Genomic DNA, 15899 nt, shown 5'->3' with positions numbered 1-15899 from the left:
AATCGCCCCATTCAGGCGTGCGCCAGCTCCTGCCACAATGGCCGCATGCGGACCTTCGGGGTGGAGGAAGAGCTGCTCATCGTCGACCCGGCGACGGGCCAGCCGGCAGCCCTCGCCGACCGCATGCTCGCGGTCACGGGCAGGCCGCCCGACATGGTGCGCGAGTTCAAGCTCGAGCAGATCGAGGTCCAGACCCCGCCGTGCCGCGATCACGACGAGCTGCTCGAGTGCCTCTACGCGGGACGGCAGCTCGCCGACCGTGCCGCGCGGCGGTGTGGGGGACGCGTCGTCGCCCTCGCGACCTCGCCCATGAGCAGCCCGACGACCCTCTCGCCCGGCGATCGCTACGCCCGCATGGCCGAGGAATTCCGCCTCACGTCGCGCGAGCAGCTCACGTGTGGCCTGCACGTGCATGTGGGGGTCGCCTCACCGGACGAGGGTGTGGCCGTGCTCGACAGGATCCGCGAGTGGCTCCCGCTCGTCGTGGCCTTGAGCGCGAACTCGCCGTTCTGGTTCGGCGACGCGACCGGGTACGCGAGCTACCGCACCCAGGCGTGGAACCGCTGGCCCTCGTCCGGCCCCCAAGAGCTGTACGGGAGGGCCGCGGCGTACCGCGAGCGGATCGCCGCGATGATCGCGACGGGTTCGATCTTCGACGAGGCGATGGCCTATTTCGACGCCCGCCTGTCTCGGAACCATCCGACCGTCGAGGTGCGCGTGCCCGATGTCCCGCTCGTCGCGGGCGATTCGGCGCTCTTCGCCGTCCTCGTCCGCGCCCTCGTCGAGACGACCGCGCGTGAGGCGGCCGACGGCGTCGCCCCCCTCGGCACGCCCGTCGCCGTCCTGCGCCTCGCCGCGTGGAGGGCGAGCCGCTCGGGTCTCGACGGAGACCTCGTGCACCCGGTCGAGGGCATTCCCGTCCCCGCCGGCGTCGCGGTCGAGGCCCTCATGGCCTACATCGGGCCCGTGCTGCGGGACGGGGGCGAATATGCGCGGACGGAGCTCGCCGTCGCCGAGCTCCTCGCGCGGGGCTCCGGGGAGCGGGCCCAGCGCCAAGCGGCGGGCAAGGGCGGGCTCGCCGCCGTCGTCGAGATGGCCCTCTCGCGCACCGCCTCGCCCACCGGCAGTTGGAACGACGGCGCGCGCGCCACCCTGAGCATCGTGCGACGGCGGTAGACGGCGGGGCGCGGCCGGGTCGGCGGGCGACGGCGGGGCGCGGGCGGGTCGGCGGGTGACGGCGGGGCGCGGGCGACGGCGGGGCGCGGCCGGGTGGCTAGGGTGCTGTCGCGCATAACCGTCCCTAGGCTGCATGACCGTCGGTGGGCACCATAACCGTCCCTCGCTCCGTGGTCTCAGGGACGGTTATGCCCCTGAGGGACGGTCATGGCGCCGCCGCGCCTCGCGCTAGGATCGGTGGAACGGCACCTGCGCATCGCACCGCGCAGGCCAACGTTCTTGGGGGAAACATGCATCAATTACGCGCGCGCCTCTTCGCCTCTGCGGCCTTGGGCTGCGCTCTCATGCTGGCCGTCGTCGGCTGCACGCCGCCGAGCCAAGCCGTCGGGCAGGCAAGCGCGACAGAAACGCCGTCTCCGAGCGCGCGGGGCGCCCAATCCTCCGCGCCGCCATCTAGGACCCCGTCGGAATCCGGCCTGAACTGCGACCGCCTCCGGTTGAGCGCGGGAGAGGTTGCGCAGATCGCCGGGCTCAGCGTCACGCAGTACCAATACGCCGACCCGACCTGCAAGTACTTTCCGAACCCGGGCGGGCTGACGATCCCGGACGTAGCCGAGGTCGTTCTGACCCCTCGGCAGGGGGTGCCGGATGGTCCGGAACTCATGGAGGCGACGTACAACCAGGTCAAATCCATGATGAACTGCGCCCTGGCCGCGAACAGGGAGTCATTCACGTGCTATCTGACGGTCCCCGCGACGCAGGTCTCCTCGGCGTTCAAGTACCAGCTCGACCGGAACCGCCACACGTGGCAGACCCACACGGGCGGCAAGCACGACGTGGCCACGCTTCAGGCCGCCGCGGCCGCTCTCATGACGGAAGTCATCAGGCGGGCCGAATCGATCGGCGAGTAGCCGCCACGTCTCTCCCGCCGCAAGGTTTCAGGTGACGGGGACGCCGTCGCGCGTGGTGCCCTAGCCCCGGAGCAGGCGCTTGAGCATCGACCGGTACGCGACGGGCGCGACCTGTTGAGCGATAGCGCCGATCACGCGGGGAAACCGGGCGAGGCCGAACTCCTGGGCCCAAAGGATCGTCGAGGCGCCCGCCGCAGTCGAAGCGCCCGCGCGACTCGGCGAGACCGTGACCTCCACCGAACCGCGGATGAGCTTCCCAGACTTCACGATCCGCGCGTGGCCGGGGGCGTCGGCCGACGGAGGCGAGATCTCCTCGATCGTCATGACGTCGAAGAAGCCCAGCCGCCGGCCCCGGAACCTGACGCCGTCGATCATCGTGCACGCGACGAAGCGGTGGCCCGGCCGCAGCTCGTCCGCGGAGGCGATGCCCTCGACGATGTGGGTGAAGGGGATGAGGCGGTCGTGGGCGCGGAGATTGAGGATCCGCGCCCACGCCTGCGCCGCGGGCAGATGCGACTCGAGTCGCAGCTCGAACCGCTTCACGTGGCCACCGGTCGGGTGGGACGTGGCCATCCCCACCGGCTCCCAGCCTTCGCATGCTCAGGCCGGGGCCCTCGCCGGCGTGGGCCCCGGTTGGGTGCGAGGTGGCCACGCATTGGGAGGGGCACAGGCCTACCCGCGCAGCGCCCGCTCGAGGTCACCAATGAGGTCCCCGACGTCCTCGAGGCCCACGCTGAGCCGCAGCACGCCGTCGCCCAGCCCGATCGCGGCCCGGCCTTCGGCACCCATGGCGCGGTGCGTCGTCGTCGCCGGATGCGTGATGAGGGACTTCGAATCGCCCAGATTGTTCGAGATGTCGATGATCTGGAGGCCGTTGAGGAGCCGGAAGGCCGCGTCCTTGCCGCCGCCGTCGGGCGCGTTGAGCTCGAACGTCAGCACGGTCCCGCCGGCGCTCATCTGCTTGCGCGCGAGCTCGTACTGGGGATGCGAGGGAAGGAACGGGTACTTGACCCAGCTGACCTCGGGCTGCGCCTCGAGCCATTCGCCGATCGCGAGCGCGCTCGCGGACGAGTGCCGCACGCGCAGGGCCAGGGTCTCGAGGCCCTTCGTGAGGACCCACGCATTGAACGCGCTGAGTGAGGGCCCGGTGTGGCGCATGAGCTGCTTGACCGGGCCGTCGATGAAGTCCTTGGTGCCGAGTATCGCGCCGCCGAGCACGCGGCCCTGGCCGTCGATGTGCTTCGTGCCCGAGTACACGACGACGTCCGCGCCGAAGTCGAGGCTCCGCTGGAGGATGGGGGTCGCGAAGACGTTGTCGACGACGACGGTTGCCCCCGCGGCATGCGCGAGGTCCGCGACGGCCTGGACGTCGACGAGCTCCTGCATGGGGTTCGACGGCGACTCGAAGAACACCGCCGTCGTCGGCACGGAGAGCGCGTCGCGCCACTGCTCAAGGTCCGGGCCGTCGACGAACACCGTCTCGACGCCCCAGCGCGGCAGGATCTCGTTGAGGATGACGAAGCACGAGCCGAACAGGCTCCGCGCGGCCACGACTCGATCGCCCGCAGCCAACAGAGCCCCGAGCGCCGTGAACACCGCCGACATCCCGGACGCCGTCGCGAAGCATGCCTCCGTGCCCTCGAGCAGGCGCAGCCGCTCTTGGAAGGTGGCCACCGAGGGGTTGCCGTACCGGGAGTAGACGAAGCGTTCGTCCTCGCCCGTGAAAGCACGCTCGGCGGCCTCGGCGGATTCGTAGACGAACCCCGAGTTGAGGAAGACCGCCTCGGAGGTCTCCTGGAAATTGGTGCGGTCGAGCCCGCCGCGCACAGCCTTGGTGTCTTCGCTCCAGCTTGCGGCGTTGATGTTGAAGGTCACTGACTTACTCTTGTCCTACGTTCGTGGGGAGACCCCGGTTCTTCCAGCCGTTGACGTTGCGGCGCCCGTCGGGGCCCGGGACGCCCTCGAAGCCTTCGGACACGTTGTATGCGGTGAAGCCGAGGTTCGTCGCGACCGCCGCCGCGGCCGCGGAGCGGTGGCCCGAGCGGCACAGGAACAGCAGTTCGGTGTTCTTGTCCTCGGGGCCTTGGAGCTCGAGCTCCATGATGAAGTCCGGGTTCGGGACGCCCCCCGCGAAGACCCACGGGATGAAGAGCGGGTCGTTGTCGGTCTGCCGCGTGTCCGGGATGCCGATGACGGCCCATTCCTCTTCCGTGCGCACGTCCACGAGGACGGCGGCGCCGGACTTGAGCTTCTTCCACGCCTCGTCCGGCGTGATGTCTCCCGCGTAGCTCACGCGTGGCCCTCCCCGTCGTACTCGCCGTCCACGGTCAATCCCTCGACGGCGGAGGCCACCGCGGCATCGGCGCGCGCGACGGCGTGCGGGAGGATTACGGCCTGCGCCACGATGACGTCTGTCCCGTTGAACGTCGCGGCGGGGCTTCCGTGGAGAACGTAGCCGTCTGCGAGGGCCTGTGAGATGCGGGCGCAGAATTCGCGGGTGTCCGGGCCGGTGAGCAGCCGGTAGGCGAGGCGTTCCTCGGAGGGGTCGGCCGGGGCGGCGGGATCGTTGAGCGGTGTGGTGGCCGCCTCTCCCGTCTCGATGGCTGTCTCGGGCATGGCGGGCTCCTTCGGGCTTGCGTATCGATCGTCGAATGCCGAGTCGTCACCTGAGGCACCCCGCCGGGCGGAGGGTTGCCGGCCAGCGTGTCAGGGCAGTGCGACGGGAAGGATGGCTCCGCCGTCGCGCGCTGGCTCTCGTTACTCTTCGTCGAACGTAGCATGCCCCGATGAGGCCAGCCATGGGAGGCCAGTAACGATTGGCAACATCGGTCCGTGGGCGCCCGCACACGCGAGGGGACGACGGCGGGAGGCCCCGCCGTCGTCCCCTCGCCTTGTCAGGTTCAGTGCAGGGCGAGCTGCCCGAGCACGGCGGCCGCGATGAACGACGCGCTGTACGTCACGAGGGCGACGACGATGATCTTCCAGCTCAGCGACTTGAGGGCCGCGACGTCGCGGCCCAGCGTCAGGCCGATGAGCGTGAGCGACGGAAGGCCCACGAGGGTCGAGTCGAGGTGCTGGCTGATGCCGGCGACGAATCCCGCGGTCGGCATGAAGGGCGCCGAGACGATCGTCGCGAGCGAGAGGACCCACACGCTCGACGGGACGGAGGGCACGAGCTTGGCCAGCGCGAACGACACCCCGGTGAGCGCGAGCAGCACGACGACGCCGAGGACATCCTCGGCGTGGAAGCCCTTCGTGCCCACGGCATTCGTCAGGAGGGCCATGGCGCCCATGACGGCGTACGCGAAGACGAGGGTCCGGGGCCTGGTCTTGACCGTCGGGTCGTTCTCGACGGCCACGGGGGCCACGCCTTCGTTGGTCGAGGCTTCGGCGTTCGCGGCCAGCTTCCTGATGGATTTGCCCTCGTCGTTCCGGCCGAACAGGCGGCTCCAGAAGCGGTACAGCCTGCGGCCCAGGGGAAGGGACAGGAAGACGCCAGCATAGAAGCCCACGATGTTGGTCACGAGGTTGGAGAGGGCTGCGAGGGCCGCGATCTCGCCCGCGTGCTGCGGGTAGATGATGGACAGCGCGCCCACGCCGCCGAGCATCATCGACGCCGAGCCGAGGCCCAGGCCGAGCGCGAGGGCCCGCGGGTCGAGGATGCCGAGGTTGCCGATCGTCCCGGCGAGGAGCGAGATGAAGACGGCGCCGAAGAGGCTCCCGAGGAGCCACACCGAGAAGACGCCGCGGTATTCGCCCGAGCGGACGCCGAAGCGCTGGAGGGCGTAGGCGAGGAAGGACTCCCGGTCGATCGACCACGTCGCGCCGATCGCGACCCGCCCGAGGCCGAGCGCAACCGCGATGGGCAGGGCCAGGATGACCGTGCCGAAGATGTGCCCGGCCTCCTGGAGGAGCACGGCCGGCCCGGTCTCGGTGATCTTCGCGAGCGACGGGCCGATCCCCAGGCCGAGCCGCGCGAGGAAGACGATGATGCCGATCTCGAGCAGGAGCGTCGCCACGGCGCGGCTCGACGCCGAGAGCCGCCGCACGCGCTGCGTCCCGACGATCCCCCCGATGATGACCGCCCAGATGATGGGGAGCAGCACGAGGGCGGCGGGACCGATCTGGAACTTGTACGTTCCGATAAGCACCGCGACGACGGAGATGACGGCGGACACGACGATCACGGTCGTCCAGTGCCCTCGCGTGATCCCTGTCTGCTGGCTCGTTCTCTGTTCGGTGTTCTGGCCAACCGTCTGCGGTTGTGGCGCCATGTGATCACTGTCCTTTGGGGAAGACTTCTGCGGGCCCTGTGTGGCCGCGCGATCGCGGAGGGCTTCGTCGCCCTTCGCGATTTCTGTATACCAAATCACTTTAGAGTGTGATCGGAGAGATGTAAATCACTGGCCTGTGCGAGCTTGTAGGTATACCAATCGCAGGCTAGGGGTGGCAGCGACCGCGCGGTGGTCTGGGCTATGGTCCCGGGCGCGTGGGACGGCGCGCCCGGGGTGCGCTGAGACGGCGCGCGTGGGACGGCGCGTGGGACGGCGCGTGGGACGGTGCGCATGGGGCGGCGCGCGTGGGAGGCTGCGCTGAGACGGCGCGCCGGGGTGCGCACAGAGGACGGCGGACGACGACGCCGGGGCCGCCCGCCGTCGTCGTCCGCTCGGGTTGTCTGGGTGCGCTAGGCGACGTCAGCCGGCGAGCTGGCCGGCCTCAGCGCGATAGGTGCGCGCGAGCATCTCGAGGCGGCTCACGTGCTGGCTCACTGCCTCGCTCACGAGCATGAGGTCGAGGGAGTGGGCATCGGCGAATCCCTGAGAAGCGCCGGAGGAGCGCATGAGATCGGCGGCGGCGCGCGCCGCCTGCTCGGCCCGGGCGAGCGTCCGCTCGCAGGCCTCAGACGAGGACGGCGTCTCGGCGCCGAGGAGTCCCTCGATGCGTGCCTCGAGTGACGCAGCCGTGTCTCCCATGGCGTCGAGGCCGGCCGTCTTCGCGGCAACCCGCGTGCGGGCGAGCACGGGGAGGGCTTCGTCGAGGCTGAGCGGGCGGGCAGCTGGAGTCATGGCTTGAGTACCTCACGGTCGCGGTTCAGGACATGTCGACGCTGACGTCCTGAGGCTATCGGCTGGGCGTGAATGCGCAGGGCGCGGCCCGGTGAAGCCCGGATGAACGGTGCCTGAAGTCCGTCCGCGAGACGCCTTGTGGCCGAGAAGACGGCCTGAGGACCGCTTCTCGGCCACAGCGCGTCTTTCCACCGACCGAGCCCTGCCTTGCCCGTCCCTGCCCTACGCCTCCAGCGCCGCGAAGAAGACCTCGAGCAGCCGCGCGTTGTCGACGCCGTCGACGAGCGTCACGGTGTGGCCGGCATGGCTCTCGTCGTCCGGGAGGCGGATCGTCGCGCCCTGGTCGGGGCCGTCGTCGAGGTTCACCGCGAGGCGTGCGGGCCTGCGCGTCACGATCGCCGGGTCGACGAGCATCGCGACGACGAGGACGTCGTGCAGCCAACAGCCCGGAATCCCGCGGGTCTCCGCCGAATAGCGCAGCCACGGCGCGGTCGTGCGGGCGAGGCTCGATGTGATGGGCGTCCCGATCTCGCGCAGGCGCTTGAGCTCGGCGTCGGTGAACATCGTCTTCACGGTCGTATCGAGCGGGACGACCGTGACCGGAGCGCCCGCCGCGAGGACGGCGTGGGCGGCGTGCGGGTCGTAGCCGAAGTTCGTGTCAACCGGGCGGCCTGGGACGGCCATTGCCCCGCCCATGACGGCGATGCCCGCCACGTCCCGGGCGAGGTTCGGATAGAGGCGGAGGGCGTGCGCGAGGTTGGTGGTCGGACCGATGGCGACGACGGTGATCGCGCCGGGGTTGGCCGTCACGAGACGGCCGATCGCGTGGGCCGCCGCGAGCGGGTCGCCGTCGCTCGCCCCGCCGCCGCCCGGACCGCCGTCGCCCGTTCCGCCGTCGCCCGTTCCGCCGTTATGGCCGGCCGGCGACGCGGGCCTGGGGACGCCGTCCCACAGGCGCCGGTGCTCAGCCGACATCCCGGAGCGGTCGAGGATCCGCCGCCAAGGGGCCGGATCCCGCACGAGGGGCGTGCGGGCCCCAGCGACGACCGGTACGTCCGCGCCCCACTCCGCGAGGAGCCCGCGCGCGACGCTTGCCCCGACGGTGGCCGGGACGTTCCCGGCCACCGTGGTGACGAGCTCGAGATCGATCGCGGGGGAGGCCATGGCGAGCCCGAGCGCGAGCCCGTCGTCCGTGTTCGCGCCGGGTACCCCATTTCCGGGGTCGCAGTCGATGACGATGCGCATGGAGCCTCGCGTCAGATTGCGTCACCTTCGAGTGTCAGGTCCCGGCCACGCGTCTCGGGGGCGAAGAACGTGGTCACGAGTCCGATGCCCGCCGTGAGGGCGAAGTAAACGGCGATGGGCCACCAGTGCCCGAACTGGACGAGGAGGGCCGAGGCGAAGAGCGGGGCCGTGCCGCCCGAGAGGAGCGAACCGACCTCCTTCGCGGTCGCCATCTTCGTGTACCTGTTCGACGCGCCGAAGAGCTCGACGCCGTACGCGGCCTGGACCGCGAAGATGCCGAGGCTCGCGAGGGCCATGCCGACGACGATCGTGGCGAAGACAATCGCGGGATTCTTCGTGTCCATGAGCATGAACGCGGGGAAGGCGAAGAGCACCAGGGCAACGCAGAAGGCGCGGTAGGTCACGCGGCGTCCGAAGCGATCGGATGCGTAGCCCGCGAGCGGGATGACCGCGAAGCCGATGAGCGAGGCGACGAAGACCGCGGTGGGCGAAAGGGACTTGTCGAGCGCGAGGACCTTCGTGACGTAGCCGACGACGAAGGTCTGCGCGAGGTACGACGGTCCGTTCTCCCCGATGCGGAGCCCGAGCATCACGAAGAAGGCCTTGTTGCGGGCGAGGAATCCGCGGCCGTCCTGCTGAGCCGGCGCCGCGGTCTCGGCGTGCTCGAGGCGGCGCTCCCTCTCCGCGAGGAAGACGGGGCTCTCCTTCATGAGCCGGCGGATGACGAGCGCGACGAGCGTGATCACAATGCTGCAGAGGAACGGGATGCGCCAGCCCCAGCTGATGAGGTCGCCCTTCGGGAGCTGCGTCACGAGGAGCCAGACTCCCGAGGCGAGAAGCGTTCCGCTGTTCGAGCCGAGCGCGATGAACGCGGACAGGAAGCCGCGGATGCGGCTCGGCGACGACTCGGCGAGCATGATGGCGCCGCCCGAAAGCTCCGCGCCCGCGCCGAAGCCCTGGCAGATCCGCAGGAACACGAGGAGCGCCGGGGCCAAGAGGCCGACCTGCCCGAAGGTCGGGAGGGCGCCGATGAGGGTCGTCGATCCGCCCATGAGGATGATCGTCGCCACGAGGACCGCCTTGCGGCCGTGCTTGTCCCCGAGCCTGCCGAGGACGACGGCGCCGACCGGCCGTGCGAGGAAGCCCACCGCGTACGTCGCGAACCCTGAGAGGAGCGCAATCGCCGGGTCCGTTCCGGGGAAGAACAGGTCGCCGAAGACGAGGCCCGCGGCGAGCCCGTAGAGCGCGAAGTCGACGTACTCCATCGTGGTCCCGAGCCACACGGACACGGTGGCCCGGATGAAGTCGGAGCGCTCGATCGTCGCTCCGCCGTCCGGCCTGGTTTCGGTCAGCGCCATGGCAGCGGGCATGGCTTTTTCGTTGGTCATGTGTTCCTCCCCGTATGAACACGCCCGCGCTGGTCGGGGGCGTGCGGTGGTGCGTGCGCAAGCGACTCTACGGTTCTGCTGAGGGCTGAGACTGCGAAAGCGGCGAACGTTCGCCGATGTTCACGGAGACGTCATCCCAGCTCAGTCGCGGGTTCGCCTACTCGGCGGTAATGGTGCTCTTTCCCTGCACCGGTGCTCCGTCCCCGCTTTGGGTCCGCCGGTCCGCAGCCCCGATGCGGGAAAGGGCGCCCAGTGGAGAAGCGGTCAGCGGCGAGCCGCCGTCGAAGAACGTGAATGTCTCGCGATAGGTCCGCTCGTCGCCGCGGCCCTCGAACGGGTTCCGGGCGACGAGGGCCGAGAGGGCGTCGAACGGCCTGATCAGGGCTGCATCACGATAACTCGCCCGCGAGATCCTACGTGTAGCCGTTCTCCTGAAGGTGGTTAGGGAGCCGGTTGCCCGGGGCGCGTCCACGGATCTCGAGGAGCTCGCGCGCATGCGCCCACAGTCGCTTGTCCTCATCGGAGGTGGGGGTCCACGGCGTGATCGGCACCGCGGTTCCGCTCTCGTCGCGGGCCACCATGACCGTGAGGCAGTACGTCGTGAGGTTCAGCTCCGTGCCCTTGGGACTGCCCGAGCGCACGTGGACGGCGATGTGCATGCCCTTGTTGCCCGTGTACACGAGACGGGCCTCGACCTCGACGACGTCGCCGATGAGCAGCGGTCGGTAGAAGCGCACGCCTCCCGAGAACACCGCCACGGTGTCGCGCCCGGAATATCTCGCGGAGCACACGTAGGCCGCCTCGTCGATCCACTTCATGACCGTGCCGCCGTGGACCTTTCCGCCCCAGTTCACGTCCGTGGGCGCGGCGAGAAAGCGCAGGACGACGCGCTCGCCGGTTCCCGCGTCTGTGTACTCCTGGCGGCCCATCGCCATCACGATCTCGTCGCGCACCCCGATGCGCGCGATCGCGTGCTGCTCGGACTCGCGCTCCGCCTCGGTGCCCGGCGTGAACTTGGGCACCTGGATCGGCTTGCCGTCCGTGTCGACGGCGACGAAGATCACGAGGCAGTCGCTCCGCATCGTCGGGGCTCCGCCCTTCGGGTCGCCGGACGAGACGACCGTGCGGATGTGCATCGAGGAGCGGCCCGTGTAGACGATCGACGCCGTGACCTCGACCATGTCGCCCACGTTCACGGGATCCGCGAAGTGGATGTTCCCCACGTAGGCCGTCACGCAATACGACTTCGCCCAGCCGACGGCGGCCGCATAGGCGGCTTTGTCGACCCACTCGAGGACCATGCCGGCGTCGACGGAGCCGGAATGGCCGACGTCGGTCGGCGCGGCGAGGAAGCGGAGGGTGACCGTGGGGTTCAGAGCGGCATGGGTGCTCTCGTGCATGGGGCCAGTCTCGCCCAAGCGAGCCCGGTGTCGCGACTGTGTCGCTGGACGTTTTCTTGCAGAGTGCGTAAACTTGCAGAGTCTGCAAAAATCTTGCCAAAGCACTCCACGGCATCCGTCCCTCGAGAGATTCGGATCTTCTTCACATGTCTAGCGCAGCCTCCCACCCCGGGGCATCCGGTGGATCGACGAATCCGGTGATGACCCACCGGCAGATCCTGCTTGTCATGTACGGCCTCATGGCCGGCATGTTCCTCTCCTCGCTCGACCAGACGATCGTCGGCACCGCGATCCGCACGATCGGCGACGACCTCCACGGCCTCGACCAGCAGGCTTGGGTCACGACCGCGTACCTCATCACGTCGACGATCGCGACGCCGATCTACGGGAAGCTCTCCGACCTCTTTGGGCGCCGGCCGCTGTACATCTTCGGCCTCGGCGTGTTCATCCTCGGGTCGGTGCTCTCGTCCTTCTCGACGTCCATGCTCATGCTGGCCGCGTTCCGTGCGGTCCAGGGCATCGGCGCGGGCGCGCTCATGTCGCTCCCGCTCGCGATCATGGGGGACATGCTCGCGCCCCGCGAGCGTGCGAAGTACCAGGGCCTGTTCCTCGCCGTGTTCGGCGTCTCCGCGGTCATTGGCCCGCTCATCGGCGGCGTCTTCGCGGGCGCGAACGAGATCCTGTTCGTCGCCGGGTGGCGCTGGGTGTTTCTCGTGAACGTGCCGGTCGGCCTCATTGCCCTGAGCATGGTCCTCGCGTTCCTGCACCTGCCCAAGTTCCACGATCGTTCGACGGCGCGCATCGACTGGTGGGGCGCAACCGCCGTCATCGCGACCCTGGTGCCGCTCCTCCTCGTTGCCGAACAGGGCCGCGAATGGGGCTGGACCTCGGTGGGCTCGATCGCATGCTTCGTGATCGGCGGCGTCGGCCTCGTCGCGTTCATCCTCGTCGAGGCGGCCATGAAGGATGACGCGATCATCCCGCTGCGGCTCTTCCACTCGAGCACGTTCTCGATGTCGACGATCCTCGGCTTCCTCGTCGGCTTCGCGATGTTCGGCGCCATGCTCACGCTCCCGCTGTACCTGCAGCTCGTGACCGGCCTCACCCCGACCGAGTCCGGCTTCGCGACCCTTCCCATGGTCGGCGGTCTCATGGTGGCCTCGATCGTCTCGGGCCAGATCGTGGCGCGCACCGGCAAGTACCGCATCTTCCCGATCACGGGCACCCTCTTCACGGCCTTCGGCTACCTGGTCCTGACCTTCATGACCATCGACAAGCCGCTGTGGTACCTCATGATCGCGATGTTCCTCATCGGCTTGGGCCTCGGCCAGCTCATGCAGTCGCTCACCCTCGCGTCGCAGAACTCAGTGACGCCGCAGGACATGGGCGTTGCGACGAGTTCGTCGACGTTCTTCCGGCAGATCGGCGGCACCATGGGCACCGCCGTCCTGCTCTCGATCCTGTTCGCGGTCATGCCGACCAACATCACGACCGCGATGCAGAACAAGGACGACCTCACGAGCGCGCTCGACGCGGCCCTCACGCCGTCCGTCGCCACCGACCCCGCCAACGCGGGCGTCATGCAGCAGATCTGGAACCCCATCGTGACCCCGATCAAGCAGCAGGTGCAGGCGGGCCTCGACCAGGGCACGGCCGCCGCGAAGCAGGCCGCCGACCAGGCAGTCACGCAGCAGGTGACGGCCGCCGTCCAGCAGCAGGTCGCTGCGGGCCGCGTCCCGGCCGCAGCCGCGCCGTCGGTCATCGAGCAGCAGGTCGCCGCCGCCAAGCCTGCCGCCGAGCAGAAGGCCCTCGAAACGGCCGCGCAGAAGGCGGGCGCCGCCGTCGTCAACGGCGGTCTCGCGGTGAACTACGCGGACCAGGCCCAGCGCTCCGCGATCGTGGACAAGCTTGTGCCGACGATGATCGACAAGCTCAAGGGCGCGACGTCCTCGGGCCAGTCCTCATCGTCGAACACCTCGGACACGTCGTACCTCAAGGGGGCCGACTCGCGGCTCACGCGGCCGTTCATGGCGGGCTTCAACGCCTCCGCCGTGAGCATCTACTGGGTGGGCCTCGGTGTGATCCTGCTCGCGTTCATCCTGAGCTGGTTCTTCAAGACGCCGCCGCTGCGCCAGCGCTCGGCTTTGCAGGAGCAGGCTGACCAGCAGAACACCGCCGACGACCTCGAGGTCTACGCCGTCGCGGCCGCCGCGGAGACCGGGGCGCCGACCGCGCCCGCGACCGGGCCTATCCGAGTCCACAGGCCTTGATCCGTTGCCCCGGGGCCCCGCCGCACGCGGGGCCCCGGGGAGCGGTGCGACAGGATAAGCACGTGAGCACCAACGCCACGCCCCTTGAGGGCAAGACCACGTCACTGCGCGAGCGCAAGAAGCTCCAGACGCGGCAGTCGATCCACGAGGCGGCCCGGGACCTCGTGATGGAGCGCGGCTTCGCGAATATCACCATCGCGGATGTCTGCGCCCGCGCCGAGATTTCCGAGCGGACGTTCTTCAACTACTTCCCGTCGAAGGCCGCCGCCGCGCTCGGGCTCCCGCCCGTCGCGATCACCGAGGAGTACGAGCAGCGCTTCCTCGCGAGCACGAATCCACTCATCGATGACCTGTGCAAGCTCGTCGCCGACACCGCGGGGGCGCGAGGAGACGTCATGAGCCTCAAGAAGCTCATGGCCCACGAGCCCGACCTCCTGCGCGAGGTCCATCAATGGGCGACGGCGCTGCGCGAGCAGGTCATCGGGCTCGCCGAGCAGCGGACGGAGCCGCGCAGGGCGCGCCTCGCCGTGACCCTCGTGTATGCCGCTCTCGTGCTCCAGGCCGACAGCAGCGCGCCCAAGCGGCCCAGCACCCCGGAGGACCTGCGCGCGGCCGTGGCCGCGCTCGTCTCCGTCGCGAACGACTAGTCCCGGTCCGAGTCCCCGAAACCGGTGTGCGTGTGTCCCTCGCCGTCGGGGATACCCGCGGCGCCAGCCGTGCCGAGGCCGATCCCCGCGATGCGCCGCCGTCGCTCGCGGTGGGCGGGCTCGGGCTGTGTCTCGTCGCCCTCGCGGGGATCGCGCAGCAGGAGGAAGTCCTGGTTGTGGCCGTAGTGGTCGTCCTGGTTGTAGCCCTCGTCGAGCGGCGCGTCCCGGTCGAACGCGGCGAGGCCCGGGGGAGGGGCCACGCGATCGCTCTGTTCCGTGGGGGCGGGGTGTTCCATAAAGGCACCGTAGACGGACGACGGCGCCGCGCGCCAGAGGCGTTCGCCTCGCCGGGCGCTTGTGTCATTCGGGAATTGTTGGGTTGAGCAGAGTGGAACGTGCGTTCACCCTGCTCAACCCAACAATTCGCCGCCGCCTCCCCGCGCCCATTCGTCGATGAGGGCGTGGAGTTCGGCCTTGCGTTCGACGCTCGCGAACGATCCCTCGACGGAGTTGCGCGCGAGCCGCACGAGGACGTCGTCGCCAAGGTCGAAGGCCTCGGCGAGGCCGGCCATATTGTCGGCGAGGTAGCCGCCGAAATAGGCCGGATCGTCCGAGTTGACGGTCGCGAGGACTCCCGCGGCGAGCAGGTCCAGGATCGGGTGCTTCGTGAGGTCCGGTACGACGGCGAGCCTCACGTTGGAGAACGGGCACACCGTGAGCGGGATCCGCTCATCGCGCAGACGCTTGATCAGCTCCGGGTCCTCGAGGGAACGGACGCCATGGTCGATGCGCTCGGCGCCGAGGAGGTCGAGGGCGTCCCGCACGTACTCGGCGGGACCTTCCTCGCCCGCGTGAGCGACGCGGTGAAGCCCCAGCTCTTTTGCGCGAGCGAAGACGGGGACGAAGAGCTGCGGCGGGTAGCCGACCTCGGCGGAGTCGAGCCCGACGGCCAAGAGGTCTGCGGCCCGATGGGCCAAGGACTCCAAGGTGTCCATCGCCTCCAGCACCGGACGGTCGCGCAGGAACGAAAGGATGAGCCCGCCGCTCATCCCCCTCTGCCTGCCGGTCTCGAGGGCGTCGAGAAGACCGTCGAGGACGTCCTCGGCGTTGACCCCGCGGACCGTGTGGGCTTGGGCGTCGAAGAAGATCTCGACGTGGCGCACGCCCTGCTCGAAGGCCCGCTGCACGTACCGCTCGCCGAGCGTGCGGAAGTCGTCCCGGGTCCGCAGCACGGCCATGCACTCGTAGTACAGGTCGAGGAACGACTGCAGATCGGTGAACTCGTAGCGGCTGCGCAGGTCGTCGAGCGAATCGAACGGCAGGGCGATTCCGTTGCGGGCCGCGAGCTCGAATGCCAGCTCCGGTTCGAGCGTGCCTTCGATGTGGAGATGCAGTTCCGCAGTCGGGAGGGCCCGGATCCGCGCTACCCGGTCCGCTTGGAGGCCGCTGATAGATCTCTCTCCTAATGAGGGCGCCATGGCCGTCACTTCCCTTCTCGCGCCGAGACACTGAGGCTACAAACGTAGCCCCCGGAACATCACCATTTGTTCCATCCCTGACCATGAGGCGCCACGTCGCCCGACTCAGAATCGACCGCCCGCCACGTCCAGCTGTGGCTAGGGGGAAGTCGCAACCCGCTCGACGTAGGTCCCGTACTCGTTCTCCCGATCTTCATTCCCCGGATTCTGCCAGCCGAGGCCGACGGCTCTGAGACCCCGCACCCCTTCCAAGCCCTTGGACGTCCTAGTAGATTTCAGGGTGACGTGAATCACTTTCGGGGCGGGTCGAAGGGCCCG

15 protein-coding genes and 1 riboswitch are annotated in these 15899 nt (G+C 69.4%); of the genes, 4 read left to right on the top strand and 11 right to left on the bottom strand.

Features of this window, described 5'->3' with window-relative positions:
* Positions 1–45: 45 nt before the first annotated feature.
* Both RBS12_RS09365 and RBS12_RS09360 read left to right on the top strand, forming a co-directional pair.
* Entirely contained in the window at positions 46–1176 is a 1131-nt protein-coding gene (locus RBS12_RS09365) for a glutamate--cysteine ligase (RefSeq protein WP_307965817.1), read from the top strand.
* Positions 1177–1466: 290 nt separating this feature from the next.
* Positions 1467–2087, top strand: coding sequence for a hypothetical protein (locus tag RBS12_RS09360; protein ID WP_307965816.1), 621 nt, complete (start codon positions 1467–1469; stop codon positions 2085–2087).
* 60 nt (positions 2088–2147) lie between these two features.
* On the opposite strand, the gene RBS12_RS09355 is transcribed toward RBS12_RS09360, so the two are convergent.
* The 9 genes from RBS12_RS09355 to RBS12_RS09315 all read right to left on the bottom strand — a co-directional run bounded on the left by RBS12_RS09355 (position 2148) and on the right by RBS12_RS09315 (position 11186).
* Positions 2148–2660 carry a hypothetical protein gene (locus RBS12_RS09355; protein WP_307965815.1) on the bottom strand — a complete coding sequence of 171 codons (513 nt, stop codon included), beginning with the start codon at positions 2658–2660 and terminating at the stop codon, positions 2148–2150.
* A gap of 99 nt (positions 2661–2759) precedes the next feature.
* Positions 2760–3962, bottom strand: a complete 1203-nt coding sequence (locus tag RBS12_RS09350) for an O-succinylhomoserine sulfhydrylase (RefSeq protein ID WP_307965814.1) — start codon at positions 3960–3962, stop codon at positions 2760–2762.
* A 4-nt stretch (positions 3963–3966) separates the two neighbouring features.
* Positions 3967–4380 carry a rhodanese-like domain-containing protein gene (locus RBS12_RS09345; protein WP_307965813.1) on the bottom strand — a complete coding sequence of 138 codons (414 nt, stop codon included), beginning with the start codon at positions 4378–4380 and terminating at the stop codon, positions 3967–3969.
* Complete coding sequence (locus tag RBS12_RS09340; RefSeq protein WP_307965812.1) at positions 4377–4703, bottom strand: DUF1737 domain-containing protein; 327 nt, start codon at positions 4701–4703, stop codon at positions 4377–4379. The genes RBS12_RS09345 and RBS12_RS09340 overlap by 4 nt, the downstream gene beginning before the upstream one ends.
* An 8-nt stretch (positions 4704–4711) precedes the next feature.
* Positions 4712–4849: riboswitch (SAM riboswitch) on the bottom strand.
* Positions 4850–4987: 138 nt separating this feature from the next.
* Positions 4988–6361, bottom strand: a complete 1374-nt coding sequence (locus tag RBS12_RS09335; protein WP_307965810.1) for a DUF3100 domain-containing protein — start codon at positions 6359–6361, stop codon at positions 4988–4990.
* A gap of 420 nt (positions 6362–6781) precedes the next feature.
* A complete protein-coding gene (locus RBS12_RS09330; protein ID WP_307965809.1) occupies positions 6782–7153 on the bottom strand; it encodes a hypothetical protein in 372 nt (123 codons plus the stop codon).
* 222 nt (positions 7154–7375) lie between these two features.
* Positions 7376–8398, bottom strand: a complete 1023-nt coding sequence (locus RBS12_RS09325) for a nucleoside hydrolase (RefSeq protein WP_307965808.1) — start codon at positions 8396–8398, stop codon at positions 7376–7378.
* An 11-nt stretch (positions 8399–8409) separates the two neighbouring features.
* Positions 8410–9786, bottom strand: a complete 1377-nt coding sequence (locus RBS12_RS09320) for an MFS transporter (RefSeq protein WP_307965807.1) — start codon at positions 9784–9786, stop codon at positions 8410–8412.
* 413 nt (positions 9787–10199) lie between these two features.
* On the bottom strand, positions 10200–11186 hold the full coding sequence (locus tag RBS12_RS09315) for a hotdog domain-containing protein (RefSeq protein WP_307965806.1): 987 nt from the start codon (positions 11184–11186) through the stop codon (positions 10200–10202).
* A 200-nt stretch (positions 11187–11386) separates the two neighbouring features.
* On the opposite strand from RBS12_RS09315, the gene RBS12_RS09310 reads away from it, so the two are divergent.
* Positions 11387–13456 (top strand): MDR family MFS transporter, encoded by a 2070-nt coding sequence (locus tag RBS12_RS09310; protein WP_307965805.1) that lies wholly within the window; start codon positions 11387–11389, stop codon positions 13454–13456.
* A gap of 62 nt (positions 13457–13518) precedes the next feature.
* Entirely contained in the window at positions 13519–14103 is a 585-nt protein-coding gene (locus RBS12_RS09305) for a TetR/AcrR family transcriptional regulator (protein WP_307965804.1), read from the top strand.
* Here RBS12_RS09305 and RBS12_RS09300 read toward each other — a convergent pair.
* Positions 14100–14399 (bottom strand): hypothetical protein, encoded by a 300-nt coding sequence (locus RBS12_RS09300; RefSeq protein ID WP_307965803.1) that lies wholly within the window; start codon positions 14397–14399, stop codon positions 14100–14102. The genes RBS12_RS09305 and RBS12_RS09300 overlap by 4 nt on opposite strands.
* 114 nt (positions 14400–14513) lie before the next feature.
* On the bottom strand, positions 14514–15581 hold the full coding sequence (locus tag RBS12_RS09295; RefSeq protein ID WP_307965802.1) for an adenosine deaminase: 1068 nt from the start codon (positions 15579–15581) through the stop codon (positions 14514–14516).
* Positions 15582–15899 lie beyond the last annotated feature (318 nt).

It is taken from the genome of Sinomonas sp. ASV322 (assembly GCF_030908245.1).
GTDB lineage: Bacteria > Actinomycetota > Actinomycetes > Actinomycetales > Micrococcaceae > Sinomonas.
This window is presented reverse-complemented; position numbering and strand designations above follow the sequence as displayed.

Coding starts and splice junctions, on each gene's coding strand:
- RBS12_RS09330 (WP_307965809.1), bottom strand. CDS start 7,153: ATGACTCCAGCTGCCCGCCCGCTCAGCCTCGACGAAGCCCTCCCCGTG.
- RBS12_RS09315 (WP_307965806.1), bottom strand. CDS start 11,186: ATGCACGAGAGCACCCATGCCGCTCTGAACCCCACGGTCACCCTCCGC.
- RBS12_RS09300 (WP_307965803.1), bottom strand. CDS start 14,399: ATGGAACACCCCGCCCCCACGGAACAGAGCGATCGCGTGGCCCCTCCC.
- RBS12_RS09335 (WP_307965810.1), bottom strand. CDS start 6,361: ATGGCGCCACAACCGCAGACGGTTGGCCAGAACACCGAACAGAGAACG.
- RBS12_RS09365 (WP_307965817.1), top strand. CDS start 46: ATGCGGACCTTCGGGGTGGAGGAAGAGCTGCTCATCGTCGACCCGGCG.
- RBS12_RS09310 (WP_307965805.1), top strand. CDS start 11,387: ATGACCCACCGGCAGATCCTGCTTGTCATGTACGGCCTCATGGCCGGC.
- RBS12_RS09360 (WP_307965816.1), top strand. CDS start 1,467: ATGCATCAATTACGCGCGCGCCTCTTCGCCTCTGCGGCCTTGGGCTGC.
- RBS12_RS09340 (WP_307965812.1), bottom strand. CDS start 4,703: ATGCCCGAGACAGCCATCGAGACGGGAGAGGCGGCCACCACACCGCTC.
- RBS12_RS09295 (WP_307965802.1), bottom strand. CDS start 15,581: ATGGCGCCCTCATTAGGAGAGAGATCTATCAGCGGCCTCCAAGCGGAC.
- RBS12_RS09355 (WP_307965815.1), bottom strand. CDS start 2,660: ATGGCCACGTCCCACCCGACCGGTGGCCACGTGAAGCGGTTCGAGCTG.
- RBS12_RS09325 (WP_307965808.1), bottom strand. CDS start 8,398: ATGCGCATCGTCATCGACTGCGACCCCGGAAATGGGGTACCCGGCGCG.
- RBS12_RS09320 (WP_307965807.1), bottom strand. CDS start 9,786: ATGACCAACGAAAAAGCCATGCCCGCTGCCATGGCGCTGACCGAAACC.